This window comes from Larsenimonas salina (assembly GCF_023736155.1).
GTDB lineage: Bacteria > Pseudomonadota > Gammaproteobacteria > Pseudomonadales > Halomonadaceae > Larsenimonas > Larsenimonas salina.
Genome location: NZ_JAMLJJ010000004.1, coordinates 141,001 through 155,737, shown reverse-complemented (window position 1 = coordinate 155,737; position 14,737 = coordinate 141,001). Strand labels below are relative to the sequence as shown.

Genomic DNA, 14,737 nt, shown 5'->3' with positions numbered 1-14,737 from the left:
AATAACGGTTAAAACGCAGTCGGAAAAACATCGAAAACACTGTTTTTTTCTAGTTGCGTTCGGGGTAGGGCCGTCATAAGGTACGTCTGCGAGCAATAAACAATAAAGCTCCAACGCCCGGAGAGGTGGGGAGCAATCTTCTGCAAATCAATAAGAAAGCAGACAATCGAACAGTAAGCTTTTTAAGGAACTCAAAAATGAAAAAGACGCTATTAGCGACTGCGATTGCCGGTGTGTTGGGTGTGGCTGCAACTGGCGCTCAGGCAGCAACGGTTTACAATCAGGACGGCTCCAAACTGGACCTCTACGGTAACGTTCAGCTTGGCCTGCGCAACATTGATAACGGTGATTCCACCGAAAGCGATCTCTTTGACAAAGGCTCTACGCTGGGTGTTAAAGGCGAGCACGTTCTAGACAACGGTCTGACCGCTTATTTCCGCGCTGAATTCGAATTTGAAGCCGATAAGCAAAAAGGCGCTTACGCCAATTACGAAGATAGCAATGGCAATAGCGTTAGCAACAATACTGGCCTGACCACTGGCGACCAGGCTTACGTTGGTTTAACTGGTAACTTCGGTGACCTGCGCGTCGGTTCCTGGGACTCCCTGTTCGACGACTGGATCGCGGATCCGGTATCCAACAACGAATACTTCGATGTAACTGACGAGCAAGGTGACTTGGTCGGCAGCGAATATGAAAGCGACAAGATTACCTACACCTCTCCGATGTTTGGTGGTCTCCAGTTTGCCATCGGTACACAGTACAAAGGCGACGGTGAGGCAGCCACCGGTTCTCCGGTTAGAAGCGGACAAGCATTCACCGATGCGAATGGCAACCCGACTGGCGATGGTTTTGAGTTGGATGAAGATAGCAGTGCTTCCTTGTTCGGCGGCCTTCGCTATACAGTCGGCGGCCTGACCCTTGCCGCAACGTATGACAACCTGAATAACTTCAAGTTCCGTTCTGCGGCCGGCAATGAAAGTGATTACGGTGACCTTTATGGCTTGAACGTTGCCTACACTATCAACACTTTGCGCGTTGCGGTTAAAGCCTCACGCCTTGACGCGGACTGGAACGACAACGCCGACGTTAACCGTTACGGCATCGGCGCACGCTGGGGCTACGGCAAGGGCGACATCTACGGCGCGTATCAGTACGTTGATGCTGAAGGCGATGCGGTTGCAACGCTTGATCCGCGCGGCTTTAACGGCCTCGGCAACCAGAGCGACGAGACCTACAACGAAGCTATGATCGGCGCGACCTACAACCTGAGCAACCAAATGTACGTCTGGGTTGAAGGCGCTGTCTATGACCGCCAAGACGATACCAACAATGGTGTTGCTACCGGTGTTGCCTACAGCTTCTAAGTGATCCTCGCCTAACCGCGTGATCGCTTGATAGAGCCGGCCCCTTTTGGGGCCGGCTTTTTTTGTTTCGAGTGCGAAACAGGCATTGGTTTATTCAGTGATTCGGTGGCCGTGCTACACTCCTTTTCGATTTTGATGAACACGTAGCCGCACGGCAGGGTGGTTGATGAGATGAGGCTCGTCGATGTTATTGCATGAGCTGGCCTGGGGTGGCGTCTACTTCAGCCCGTTAATTCTTTTTTGCATACTCAGTTTCATTGCAACATTCATCATTCGCTTCGTGATGCATAAAACAGCGCTCGAGCGCTGGGTATGGAAGGAAGCGTGGTTCGATGTTGCGCTCTACATTTGCATTTTGGCCGGTATCACGTACTGGTTGGGTGCGTTCGGATAGTCTCCCGCATGAAAAAGTCGCTTAGAATCTTTATTACGCTCGCGATCGTCGTTCTGGCGGTCATTGCCGGAATCTGGCTTTGGCAGTATTACATGTACTCGCCATGGACGCGGGATGGCCGTGTTCGTGCGCACGTCGTTACTGTTGCGCCCGATGTGTCTGGCTGGGTGAGTGAGCTCAATGTCCGAGACAACGCCTCGGTGAGTTCTGGTGATGTGTTGTTCAAGATCAACGACACGCGCTATCAGGCAATGGTCGATCAAGATGAGGCCAGCGTGCGCCATCAAAAATACGCCTGGGAGCAGGCCCAACATCAGTTCGAGCGGCGCAGCGCACTCAGCAGAAACGCCATTAGTTCGGAAGATTTAGAGTCTGCCCGGATTCAGGCCGATATTGCCAAGGCCAACTATCAACAGGCGCTGGCAAAGCTGGCGTCAGACAAGATCGATCTCGCTCGTGCAACGGTGACCTCGCCGGTTTCTGGCTCGATCATCAACCTGCAACTGCGTGAAGGCAATTACGTGACGCAAGGAAAGTCCGTGCTTTCCGTGGTGGAGCAGGGGTCGTATTACGTTACCGGCTACTTCGAGGAGACCAAGATTCCCTCGATCAAGGTCGGTGACAAGGCTCGTGTTCACCTGATGAGTGGCGGGGCCACCATCATGGGCCATGTTGCAAGTATCGGGCATGGTATTTCCAATCAGAACACCACGCCGGACGGTCAGTTGCTGCCGCAAGTACAGCAGACGTACACGTGGGTGCGGCTCGCTCAACGCATTCCTGTCGATATCGTTTTCGATGATGTTCCCGATAATCTTCATCTGAGTGCAGGCATGACGGCGAGCATTCAGGTTCTTCAAGGCGATGCTGCGCCGTCCCAGGCGGTGACAGGCCACGGGCAATGAGCATGCCCCCGCTGCTCAGGCTCTATCTGCTGCCGGAAAGGGCGGTGCTTCAATTCGCCCTCAAGGGCGTGATCGCCATGGCCTTGGCGCTCTTTCTCGCCATGGAAATGAATCTGGAGCGACCCTACTGGGCGCTCATTTCGGCCGTATTTCTTCAGATCAGACCTCAAAGCGGTCTGGTCATCGAAAAGGGGCTTTGCCAGATCGGAGGCACCCTGGTCGGCGGGGCCGCAGGCATTGCCATTATGGCGCTGTTCATGCAGTCGCCAGGCATTGCCTTGATGGTTCTGATGGTATGGCTGTCGCTTAACGCTGCGGGTTCCGCGCTTGTTCGAAACTTCAACCTGACCTATGGCTTTGCCATTTCAGGGGCCACGGCTGCACTGATTGTGCTGTTGTCGCTGGTGTACAGCAACGCGCCGTCAAGCTTTAGTGTCTTCGATACCGCTGTTGCCCGAGTCAGTGAAATTGCCCTGGGGGCAACCTGCGCCACGCTCGTCAGCATGTTGCTCTGGCCCGCACGAGTGCGCGACATCATCACCGCCCACGCTCGCACGGTGGTCAATTCTGCCTTCAATTGTCTGGAGCAGCAGCTGTCTCTGGAGGCCGACCCCAATACCGCGCGTCAAAGTGTGATCGACACTATCCAGGCCGTGGTGGCGCTTGATAATGACAGCAGTGCCATGGTGTATGAGGGGCCAGCGGGGGGAGGGCGGGTGCGCGCTGCCAATGTGCTTGCCCAGCGGACATTGACGCTGGTTGCCGACATTCAGATTCTTGGACGACTGATACGGCATGCGCCCGAGAGCATGGACGATACGATTAAAGAGGTGTTGGACGAGCTCCGGTGCACGTTTCGATCGATGCGAGAAACGTCGTCTGAAAAAGAAGCGCGCGACATGGCTCAGACACTCAGACGTCGTATTCAGCACATCAAGCAGGAAACAACGCTTACACCGCTTCAGCAGCGCGTGCTCCACAGTATGCGAGAAATGGTGGCGTACTCTATTTTGATGCTTCAGGCCAACAAGGCCATCGTCAATGCCGAGCGAACCAAGCTAAAAGCCCCCAGTCTCTCCACTTACCGCGATCTGCTTCTAGGCCTTTTAACCGGGCTCAGAACCGGTGTTGCATTTGCGATAGGTACGCTGGTCTGGGTTGCCAGTGGCAACTCTTCAGCGGTATTGATGATGGTGCTGCCTGTTATTTTCAGCATCATGTTCGCTCGTTTCCCGGCCCCGGCGCCCATGCTTAAACAGGTGCTCATGGGGGCGCTTATCGCGTTTCCGGCAGCGTTGATTTTCGGCAATGTGCTATTGGCCGGCGCGCCTCGCGACTTTGAAATGCTGCTGCTGATTTTTGGGCCCCCCTTGTTTCTGGGGCTGATGGCCATTGCCAATGCGCCAACCCGCGCTTACGGCCTCGGGTTTTGCATCATCTATACCATTCTTACGATGCCCAGCAATTCCATGAGCTTCAACATTGCAAGTACGCTCAACCGGGGCTTGGTGGTCGTGCTTGGGCTGGTGATCCTTTGGGCGCTCTTCCGAATGATCGGTTCCCCCAGCGTCAAGATTATGCGCAGACGCTTGATCAGTGCGACCGCGGACGATCTTCGGCATCTCTGGCAGCGCGAGAAGGAACATAGCGAGCACTGGTTCAACGGGCGTATGGCGGAGCGTCTACAGCGATTGGCAGGCTACGACGCCCATCTCCCCGAAGAGCGTCGTAATCTGTTGGACCTTGGGCTGACAGGACTCAATCTCGGGCATGTGTCGATGCGGCTACACTCTTATCTCTCGAAGTATGACGATCCACGATTGAAGGCCGTCTCACGCCGCTGGCAACGCGCGCTTGCGCTTGCCTATCAAAAGTGTGCCTGGGGTGAAGTCGACGATGAGTTTCGCAAGGCTTCCGAGGCGTTGCTTGCTCAGATGAAAGAGGATGACAGCATCGGCAAGGATCGTCTCGACCTGACGGAAGGGCTATGTCGCCGGCTGGAGTTGACCTTCAAGCGACACTCCGAGACTGTTCAAAGCGCCTGATGCTTGCCTGGGTCAGGTGGGCTGCCAGTAGGGCGAGGCAATAACGGCAGGGGCTGTGTGTTCGAGCCACTTTCTGAACTCGGCCTCTGCCAAGGGTTTTGAGTAGAAATACCCCTGTATATACCCGCAATGGTGCTCATGAAGGTAATTGCGCTGTAGGCCGGTCTCGACGCCTTCTGCAGTAATCGAAATATGCAGTTGATCGCCCATTGCGATAATTGCTGCGAGCAGGCGTTGATCGTATTCGCTGGTGTCGATGCCCTGAACGAATTCGCGGTCGATTTTCAGGTTGTCGGGCTGGAAGCGGCGAATGTAGGAAAGAGACGAGTATCCGATGCCGAAATCGTCAATGGCCACCTTAACGCCAAGCGCTTTCAAGGCATCGATGGTGGCAAGCGTCGCGTCCGAATCGATCATCAGCAGCTTCTCGGTGATTTCGATACAGAGCTTTTCGGGCGGAAGGCCGCTGTCTGCAAGTGCTGTTGAAATGGTGCCGACCAGGTTGTCGAAGCGAAACTGTCGAGCGGAGATGTTGACACTGACTTCAGGTGCCTGGCCGTGGACGCGAGGCCAGCAGGCTGCCTGGTGGCAGGCGGTGCGAATGATCCAGCGGCCGAGCTCGACGATCATGCCGCTGTCTTCGAGCTGATTGATGAATTCAAAGGGGCCGACTAGCCCGCGTGTCGGATGGCGCCACCGAATCAATGCTTCTGCCTTGATCGAATGGGTGGCATCCAGCGGCACGATCGGTTGATAGAAAAGTTCGAACTCCTGTCGATTAACCGCCTTTTCGAGCTCATCGTCCAGGTTCATTCGCGCATTCAGGTGATGTGTGAATTCCTGGCGATAGAACTGGCTGGCCCCTCGCCCTTCGGCCTTGACCTGATAAAGCGCATTGTCGGCCAGCTGAAGCAGCTTTTCAGGCTCCTGGTGGTCATCAGGGTACATGCTGATGCCAATACTCAAGCCGCACTGCAGCTGACGGTTGCCGATCGAAAATGGCCGTGAAAACTGCGACAGCAGTTTCTTGACTACGGGGCGAACCTGTTCGGCATTGACCAAATCGGTCAGCAGGATAATGAACTCATCGCCTGAGAGGCGGGCAACGAAATCCGAGGCCCGCACCAGCGTCCTCAGGCTGGAGGCAACGGCTGTGAGCAGCTGATCCCCGGTCTCATGACCGTAGGTGTCATTGACCTGCTTGAAGTAATCCAGGTCCACGAACAGCACGGCAAATTTTTGGTCCCGACGCTTGCTGCGTGCGATCAACCGCTCAAGCTCGGTCATGAGCGCCGTTCGGTTGGGTAGGCCGGTGAGGCCGTCAGTCATGGCTTGGCGCGCCAGATGCAGCTCGTACTCCTTTCTAAGCGTAAGGTCATGCACCTGATAGAGGTAGCAGAGCGCGGTATCTGATTGTCGAATCAGTGACACACTGACCAGCGCCCAGGTCGCGGTGCCCTGAGCCGTGATGTAGCGCTTTTCGAACTGAACCGAGGGGATGCCTTCGATGAATAGATTGAGGAGCTGACGTTCCTCGCCGGCCAGGTCCTCAGCCAGAGTGACATCGGCCTGGGTCTTCTGACACAAGCTATCCAGTTCAAGGTTAAGTAGGCGGCTGAGCGCCTGATTGGCGTGAAGAAACTGGCCGTTGACACTCACCAGTGCCATTCCGTTAGGGGCCATTTCAAACGCGGTCCGAAAGCTTTCCTCGCTTTGTCGAAGTGCGTATTCGGCCGCGAAGCGTTCGCTGACATTGCGCAGTGAAATAAGCGTCGCCGATGACTCGCCCTTGGTATCTCGGATGGGGGCCGCAGACACATCGACCGGCAGCCGCTGACCGCTAGGCAGTTCAAGCGTTTCCCCGAAACGAATGAAGGCATTGGCAACGTTTTGAGTGTCCAGTTGGAGTGGGGCGGTTAGTCTGGCGGCGTCTGAAGGGACAAACGTGACGAGCTGGTCGAAGGCGCGCCCTGCAAACTCCCCTTGAGTAAGCGTGAACAGGGCGGCGGCGGCCTGGTTTGCAAAGATGATCTCGCCTGAGTGGTCAACTGCAATGATGGCATCGCAGGTGCAGCGAAGCATTGATGAAAACCAGCGCTCGGACTCCTTTAGCCCCTGTTCGAGCGAGTACTTGTAGGCCGCAATATCAAGTGCGGCCTTGATTTCCTTGATTTGATAAGGCTTGGTCAGAAACCCATAGGGTGCGGTTTCCGTGGCACGGCGTACCGTTTCCGAATCGCTGTAGGCCGTTAGAAAAATGATCGCGAGATCATGGTCGCGATTCATCCGGGCCGCCGTTTCGATGCCATCGATGCTTCCCTTGATGACCACATCCATCAGTACGAGCTGTGGTGCGTGCTCTCCGGCAAGCTTGATGGCTTCTTCGCCGTTATCCGCGATCCCACAGACGTCATACCCCAGACCTCTAAGCTGTTCGGCCAGATCTTCGGCGACGATGGCTTCATCTTCCACGATCAGCAGACGCCAGCTACCGGCTTGTGTATCGCGAACGGTGGCTCTGGATGCATCAAGGCATGACGGAAGCGCTGGGGTCATGGTCACGTACTCTTGAAAAGGGTCGAAAAAACGTTACTGCGGTAACTAACGGCCAAACGCTCAGTTTTTGGAGGGTGGAAGTGGGAGTGTCAGTGTGCATCGCGTGCCGTTCGTCGACTCGATCAAAAGCTCGGCCGTCAGCTGTCGGCCGAGGATGCGAATGAGCTTGAGCCCCAGCGATTCGGTTGAGGTGGTCTCAGGGTCGAATCCGATGCCATTGTCGCTCACTTCGATTCGAAGAAGCCCGCCGTCAAGGCAGTGGCCCATGACCTGTACCTCACCGCCGTTTTCATTCGGAAATCCGTGTTTCAGGCTGTTGGTCAGAAGCTCATTGAGTAAAAGCCCCAGCGGTACCGCGGTCTCTAGCCCGACGGGGATGGAATCGACCTGCGCGTCAATCGTGATACGCCGTGAGTTGGCCCCGGTAGTCGAGGCAAGGTTGGTGCAGAGCTCTTCGATGTAGTTTTTTAGATTGATCGAGGACAGTGACGCCGACTGGTAAAGTTTTTCGTGCACCAGGGCCATGGCCTTGACGCGGTCGGCGCTGTCCTTGAGTACGTTTCTGGCCGTTCCTTCCGGCAACTGGCGAATCTGCATGTTGAACAGGCTGCCGATGACCTGGAGATTATTCTTGACGCGATGGTAGACCTCCTTGAGCAGGGTCTCCTTTTCCTGCAGCGAGGCCTGCTGCTGGGCGCTGAACCGTTTGCGGTCGGTAATGTCTCGGACAATCTTGGCCGCACCCTCGACACGACCATCGAGCGTTCTGACCAGCGAGGAGGTGATCGAGACATCGATCAACGTCCCATCCCGTCGTTGGCGCTGCGTTTCGTAGTGGGGCTCGTAGCTGTTTGAATGGTTCAGCATATGCAGGTGCTGCTTGAAATCGTCGAGAAAGGGCGCTGGCACGGTGAGGTCGGTGAGGGTGTGCCCCAGCGCCTCGTGCGCGCTGTATTGAAAAAGCTGCTCGGCGGCCTTGTTCCAGCTGGTGATGCGGCCGTGCAGATCATGACCGATAATGGCGTCCTGAGAGTGTTCGACGATGGCGGCGAGCTTGGCCTGACTCAGCCGAGCTTCTTCGATTTCAGTGATGTCGGTGTGGCTGCCGATCCATTGCGTGATCTGGCCGAGGTCGTTTTTCCGGGCGGTCACGCGGGTATCGAACCATCGAAAGGCATTGTCGTGGCGCTTGATGCGGCACAGCAGTTGGAAATCCTGTTGAGTTTCCAGCGCGTTTTTCCACGCCTCGACAAACCGGTCACGATCATCGGAATGAATGCGGGTAAACCACGCCACCTGCAGGTCGTGGGCAAACGTGACGCCGGTATAGTCGGCCCACTGCTGGCTTAGATAATCGATCTTGCCATTGGGCGCACAGCTCCAGACCAGTTGAGGAATGCCTTCGGCGAGCGAGCGCAGCCGCTGCTCGGTCGCCATGCGCTCGCGCTCCTGGCCAAGCCAGGTGCGACAGCGCGCCAATACGATACGAAGCTGGGAGACGTTGATGTCGTCCTTGTCCAGGTAGTCGAACGCACCAAGTTCAAGTACCTGGCCTGCAAGGCGTGAGTCGGCGTGCTTGCTGAGCACGATCAGTGTGAACGGAGCACTTTGGTGGCGGTGAATGGTCGCTTTCAGATCGCTATGAAGGAGGCTGACCGTTTCATTTTCGACCAGAACGCAATCGAAGGTGTGTGAAACGAGCTTCTTGCCCGCTTCCGAAAAGCTTGAGGCACACACGATGCCAAGCGGAAGCTGGGTCGCCTCGAGCATCGCCATCAGCGAGGCCAGCGCGTCCTTGTCCCGGTCGATCAACAAGAGTTGTAGGGAATGCTTCATTGGCGCCGCCCGCATTACGTATCAGATACTGCTTTAACGGTGGCGGTGAGGCTATCTTTATGGGGTTAATCGCTGCCGGTAACGGTTGGGCGGAGAAGGTGGGATGATCAAGGTGTCAGGGATGTCGAGAGCGCCCATGATGACAGCCAGGTTTCCACATCGTGTTCGGGCATGGGGCGTGCTAGATGAAAGCCCTGACCGCAATCACACCCTAGCGTTTTCAGAAACTGGAACTGTTCTTGGGTTTCGATGCCCTCGGCCACGACCCGAAGCCCCAGGCGCTGACCGAGTTCGACGATCGACCGTGTGATCGCTTCGGCGTCGCCTTCATGGCACTGGGCAATGAAACTTCTATCGAGCTTGAGCTCGTCATAAGGGAGGTGGGCGAGCTGGGTCATCGAGGAGTAGCCGGTGCCGAAGTCGTCCAGTGACAGTTGAAACCCGCGTGCCCGGAACCCTTCGAGCATGTGCCGAGCGTAGCTGATCGATTCGATGATCGAGGTTTCGGTGATTTCAAGCACCATGCCCTTTGGCGAGCACTGATGTCGTCGTGCCAGTTGATCCATGCGCTCGAGCACATTGGGTTCGCCCAGAAGCGGTGGCGGGATGTTGACGGCAATGTTGAGCCGGTAACCCTGTTTGATGAGCCGCGCGTGCAGCGCCCAGGCGCGGTCGATGGCGTACCAGCTGAGACTGATGATCCGCTCGTCGCGCTCTGCCAGTGCAATGAATCGCGAGGGAGGCACCGGGCCGCGTTCGGGAATATGCCACCGCAGCAACGCCTCGAACCCGCAGGGGGTGTTGCTTTCAAGATCGAACTTGGGCTGATATTCCAAGGCGAACTCCTGCTGGGCGAGTCCCTGGTCGATGTCGAGCGCGGTCAAGGGGCGCTGTGTCGTCTCGAGGGGGGCAAGGAGTTGCTCAAGTGTCGCTGCCGAAACGGTTCTGGGCATCAGACCGAGCATACGCAGGCCGCGCTCAAGCCCTGCGCGCAATAGAACTCCGGCAGACGGTGTATCCCCATCGCTGATTAAAATGATCGCTGAATCGATTCTTCTTTCCTGCAAGAGATCAAGAACGTCGATGCCCGAGAATGGGCCGAGGTTCAGGTTCAATACGATCAGGTCTACATCGAGGTAGGCAGGCCGGTAAGCGAGATCATGCATACCCTCGGCTGTCGACACGTCAAAGCCGCGGTCGACAAACAGCGTGTTCAAGCGAGGAAGGTCAGCCACATTATCGATAATCAAGGCTGTTTTAGGCATCGAGGGCAGTCCATGAGCATGGTTTTCAAGATCGAAGCGCGTAGTGCGGAGGCGATTGTAAGCGCTTTCGACCGAATAACCACGGGGCGCGCCTCAAAATAAGGCAATGTTCACTCTCGCGTGTGAGATCGTGTAAACCAGGCGGGTGACGATTCTAGTTGTACCGGTAAACACATCTAATTCTCATTTATGTGCGGCTCGGCGCTACCGTATAGGCAGCGCCGATTCAGGAGAATTTGAGTGCTAGTCTGAGTCAGCCCGAGGCGGTGTCCGTTTCGGATCTGGCGCGCCCGACGATCAAGGCATCGAGGATCAGCATGATCACCGCGCTGACACCAAGTACCGGCAAGACCCAGCCGAACACCGCCAGTGCAGCAGCGGTCACAAGGCGTGCCTTGATCGAGAGCGCCCGCCATAGCGTGATCAGGGTGCGCGCTCCATGCTGCGCTTGAACCGCACGCACGCGCCTTAGCCACCACATGCGATACCCGAGCACGATCATGGTGGCAAGGCCGAGCCCGACCGTCGCCAGAATCAATTGGTTCAGCCACCCGAACAAGATGCCCATGTGTGCATCGATGCCCCAGCGGGTTAGCTTGGCCGCCAGCGGGTATTGCTCGAAACGCACAAGGTCCACCAGTCGGCCTGTGGTGGGGTCGAACGCCGCCTCATCGACATTGGTCGGCCAGCGCCGGTCGATTTCGCGCACTTTCCAGGCTGTTCCTGCCGGTTTGGCCTGAATCTCGAGGTAGCCGCTATCGAGTCCGGCCGCTCGCGCTTTGGCCATGAGTCGTGTGAACGTGGCCGGCGTACCGGTCACCATCGCATCGTGCGTCATTGTTGAATGATGCTGGTGGCCGTGTTCCGGCGCAGACCCGGACAGCGCAAGAGACACGCTGGGCGTGGCCCAGCCGAACGTATGCCTTAGTTCGGCAATGTTGCCGCCGGCCCACTTTGACCAGGTCAGCCCTGTGGCGGAAAAGAACAGAAGGCCGAGCATCAGCGCGCCGCCGAGCCAGCGGTGCCATCGATTCAGTGTGGCGCGGCGAGTCGCCGGTGACTTAGGCGCGCCCGAGGGCCGGGTGAGCCAAAGTGCGAGTCCGCCCAGTGCGGCAATCCAGAGCCAGGAGGCGGCAAGCTCGCTGTAGAGCCTGCCGGTATCGCCCAGCAGCAGGGCGCGGTGAAACTTGTCGAGCGTAATTCGAAGGGCCAGCGTTCCGCTGGTGCCGTACGCCGGCAGGCTACCCTTGATCTCGAGCGTTACGGGGTCAACGAACACCGCGCGATGCTCGTACTCACCGAGTGAGGCATCATTGAACATGATCCGTGTGGTCGTGCCGGGCTCGGGGGCTGGACGTACTGCCACGGGAAGCTCGGTGGTGCCGAGGGCGCGTTGGGCGCGCTCGATTTGTTGATCAAGCGGTTTGGGTGTGCCTTGTCGAGTGGCGGTCAGCTCGTTGTGATAGATAAAGGCTTCAAGTTGAGGCGTCAGGGCATAAAGTGTCCCGCTGATGGCCGCAACCAGCATGAACGGGGCAATGAACAGCCCAATGTAGAAATGCAGTCGCAGGATAAGCGCGCGCAAGGGCGTCGGACGCGCTTGGGCGTTCGATGAAGAAGCGTATCGAGTCATGGTATCTCGCTGTCTGAAAGTGAAAACGATCAAAACTAGCCGCAGGAGTGCGGTTCAGACGCGAGATTGAGGTGGGGCGCGAGGAAGGCTCGGCCGATAGGGTAAAGGGGCGCGCACTTCAACCGGAGGCCCGCGCGGGATGAGGTCTCGGGCAAACTCGGGGAAGGCGGGCGGCGTGAATACGCCAAGCGGCAAGGTCGGCACGTGTGCAAACAGCACGCAGTACCCACAGGCGATCAGCGCGGAATGATGGTCGCTTGCCCGTTCCTCATGCGCTGAGTGCGCCATCATCATGTTTGAATGTGACGAGGCGGACGCTCGGTCAAGCGCGTGCAGGGTCTGACTGACCACCGGCGCTGCAAACAGCAGCGCCATAGCCAGAATCGCAATCCAGGCAAGGTTTGGGGCAGGTCTGCGTAGGGATAACCTCATCGCGCGTACTTTAATCACTCAACGGCGGTCGAAACCGGGGCAGGGCGATAGTAGCGCGCACGCACCACGTCAACAATCGTTGCGGGGTGCGACGTTAGCGCGCGGTTCAGGGTGTCAACAGGGGCGGTGTGTCGGGCGCGCCCATGGCTTCGGCCAGTGCCTTTGCCGTTTTTCCCTGGCGGTCGGTCCGTGTTGTATCGGCGCCGCGTTCAATCAGTCGCGTCACGACGGCGGGATGGTTGAACATGGCCGCAAACATCAGTGGCGTTTGGCCATCTTCCGTGCCGCCGTCGACTCGGGCGCCGCCATTGAGGAGGATGTCCACCATCTCGAGATCGCCCTTGAACGCAGCGCCCGATAAGGGGTTCTGACCCTTGAGGTTATAGAGTTCGGGGTCCGCTCCGTGTTCGAGCAGAAGCCGGGTGGTGTCGTGATGACCGTGGTAGCTTGCAAGCATCAACAGGCTGTCGCCGTTGTGGTTTCGCATGTCCGACGGCAGGCCCTGTGCGAACCACTGGCGAAATTGCTCGGTATTGCCGTTTCTGGCAGCGTCGAAAATCCGAGCGGCGAATTCCAGCGCCGCATCATCAAGCTCGGGTTTTGAGTCCATGGGGCGTCCTTGTTTTGGATAGTGTTTGAGTATCTACACACTAGTGTGTCCACTGCGGCCGCTCCAGTGAAGTAGTCTCTTCTTATGCCCTCAAGAACGTGAGTGTATGACACCGATCAACACGACCATTGCCTTGTTGCGCTGTAAGCACGCCCAGACCATTGTCGTGAACACTTTCATGAGGCGTGTTTATTAAGCTATGGTGAATATAAAACAAGAAGATACGTGTGCGCCGCACCGGGCCTGTGTGATGCGAGCAGATCCGAACCGTGAGGGACTATCATGAGTACGCTTAAAAACAAGTCATCGCATCATGTTTACGACGTCGTCATCGTCGGTGGGGGAACGGCGGGTATTGCTGCTGCGGCAAGCCTTTTAAAGCGCCATCCAAAGCTTGAAATCGCGGTCGTTGAGCCCTCGGCGAACCATTACTATCAGCCCGGCTGGACTCTGGTCGGCGCTGGCCTGATGCCCTACGAGCAAACGCATCGCCCCATGATCCAGGTGCTGCCTGACGATGTGATCTGGTATCAGCAGCGGGTTCGAACGATCGCACCTCGTCGGCGCTGGATTGCACTGGGCAGCGGTCAGCAGCTTCAGTATCGGGTTCTGATCATTGCAATGGGCCTTACGCTTAACTGGAAAGGCATCGAGGGCCTTGAAGAAACGCTTGGCTCGAACGGCGTATCTTCCAACTACATGCCCGAGCTTTCGCCGTACACCTGGCAAAACATTCAGGCTCTGACGACGGGGCGTGCGCTGTTTACACAGCCTCTGGAGACGATCAAGTGCGCCGGTGCTCCTCAAAAGACCATGTATTTGGCCTGCGACCACTGGCGAAAAACGGGCGTGTTATCGAACATCGACATTCATTTTCACAATTCAAGGGCGTCTCTTTTTGGTATCGATGCTTTTGTGCCCGTTCTTTCCAGGTACCTCGAGCGTTACGGCATTTCTCATCACTCGCAGGAAGAGCTGGTTGCCGTGGACGGTACGCACCGCCAGGCATTTTTTCGCTATCAGGGTGACCAGGGGCTTCGAGAATACGAAGCGCGCTTTGACATGTTGCATGTCGTGCCGCCCCAGTGCGCGCCTGCGCTTATCAGCGATTGTGGTCTGGCCGATTCCGGGGGCTGGCTCGATGTTGATCCCGGTACGCTCCAGCACACCTACTTTCCTACCATTTTTGGCATTGGTGATGTCTGCGGAACAGGCAATGCCAAAACGGCGGCGGCGGTTCGCGCGCAGATGCCGGTCGTGACCGACAACGTTCTTGCCGTGTTACGAGGCGCTATGCCCAAGCAGAAATATGACGGCTATGGCGCCTGTCCTCTAACGGTCGAGCACGGTCGAGTAGTGCTGGCAGAGTTTGACTACAGCGGCGAACTTCAGCCGAGCTTGCCTCAGTGGCTTGTTGGCAGCACGGAACCTTCCCGGCTTGCCTGGTGGATCAAGACGCAGCTGATGCCGAGATATTACTGGAATGGTCTTCTCAAGGGGCGCAAACGCCTTCTATAGCTATGCCTGGCGGCATACGCTCGTTGATATTGATCGCCGGACAGGCTCACTTTCGTCGAAGCGACCTCAAGTACGCGCTTTTCGAGGCCGATAGCTTCTCATGCATCCAGAGGCATCGCCTAATGTAGGGATTTTTTTGAGGCTGTGCTGTTTGAATGCGTCTAACCTCCAGCGCG

The 14,737-nt window shown here is 56.9% G+C and carries 11 protein-coding genes; 5 read left to right on the top strand and 6 right to left on the bottom strand.

Going from position 1 to position 14,737, the window contains the following annotated elements:
* The first annotated feature begins 197 nt into the window (after window positions 1–197).
* From NAT23_RS09665 to NAT23_RS09650, 4 genes are all read left to right on the top strand, one after another.
* Entirely contained in the window at window positions 198–1,367 is a 1,170-nt protein-coding gene (locus tag NAT23_RS09665) for a porin (protein WP_251927817.1), read from the top strand.
* Window positions 1,368–1,551: 184 nt separating this feature from the next.
* Window positions 1,552–1,761, top strand: a complete 210-nt coding sequence (locus tag NAT23_RS09660; protein WP_251927815.1) for a DUF1656 domain-containing protein — start codon at window positions 1,552–1,554, stop codon at window positions 1,759–1,761.
* Window positions 1,762–1,769: 8 nt separating this feature from the next.
* Window positions 1,770–2,666: an efflux RND transporter periplasmic adaptor subunit gene (locus NAT23_RS09655; protein ID WP_251927814.1), complete on the top strand. Its 897-nt coding sequence runs from the start codon at window positions 1,770–1,772 to the stop codon at window positions 2,664–2,666.
* Window positions 2,663–4,711, top strand: a complete 2,049-nt coding sequence (locus NAT23_RS09650; protein ID WP_251927812.1) for an FUSC family protein — start codon at window positions 2,663–2,665, stop codon at window positions 4,709–4,711. The genes NAT23_RS09655 and NAT23_RS09650 overlap by 4 nt, the downstream gene beginning before the upstream one ends.
* Before the next feature lie 12 nt (window positions 4,712–4,723).
* Here the strand turns inward: NAT23_RS09650 and NAT23_RS09645 are convergent, their stop codons facing one another.
* From NAT23_RS09645 to NAT23_RS09620, 6 genes are all read right to left on the bottom strand, one after another.
* Window positions 4,724–7,267 carry a two-component system response regulator gene (locus NAT23_RS09645; protein WP_251927811.1) on the bottom strand — a complete coding sequence of 848 codons (2,544 nt, stop codon included), beginning with the start codon at window positions 7,265–7,267 and terminating at the stop codon, window positions 4,724–4,726.
* A 60-nt stretch (window positions 7,268–7,327) separates the two neighbouring features.
* On the bottom strand, window positions 7,328–9,103 hold the full coding sequence (locus NAT23_RS09640; protein WP_251927810.1) for a PAS domain S-box protein: 1,776 nt from the start codon (window positions 9,101–9,103) through the stop codon (window positions 7,328–7,330).
* 107 nt (window positions 9,104–9,210) lie between these two features.
* Window positions 9,211–10,368 carry an EAL domain-containing response regulator gene (locus NAT23_RS09635; RefSeq protein WP_251927809.1) on the bottom strand — a complete coding sequence of 386 codons (1,158 nt, stop codon included), beginning with the start codon at window positions 10,366–10,368 and terminating at the stop codon, window positions 9,211–9,213.
* A gap of 253 nt (window positions 10,369–10,621) precedes the next feature.
* The gene (locus tag NAT23_RS09630; RefSeq protein WP_251927808.1) at window positions 10,622–12,001 is read right to left on the bottom strand and encodes a PepSY-associated TM helix domain-containing protein; all 1,380 of its coding nucleotides are present in this window, start codon (window positions 11,999–12,001) and stop codon (window positions 10,622–10,624) included.
* A gap of 54 nt (window positions 12,002–12,055) precedes the next feature.
* Window positions 12,056–12,433: a DUF2946 domain-containing protein gene (locus tag NAT23_RS09625; protein WP_251927807.1), complete on the bottom strand. Its 378-nt coding sequence runs from the start codon at window positions 12,431–12,433 to the stop codon at window positions 12,056–12,058.
* 106 nt (window positions 12,434–12,539) lie between these two features.
* On the bottom strand, window positions 12,540–13,043 hold the full coding sequence (locus NAT23_RS09620) for an ankyrin repeat domain-containing protein (protein ID WP_251927806.1): 504 nt from the start codon (window positions 13,041–13,043) through the stop codon (window positions 12,540–12,542).
* Window positions 13,044–13,325: 282 nt separating this feature from the next.
* On the opposite strand from NAT23_RS09620, the gene NAT23_RS09615 reads away from it, so the two are divergent.
* Window positions 13,326–14,561 (top strand): NAD(P)/FAD-dependent oxidoreductase, encoded by a 1,236-nt coding sequence (locus NAT23_RS09615; RefSeq protein WP_251927805.1) that lies wholly within the window; start codon window positions 13,326–13,328, stop codon window positions 14,559–14,561.
* Window positions 14,562–14,737: the final 176 nt, after the last annotated feature.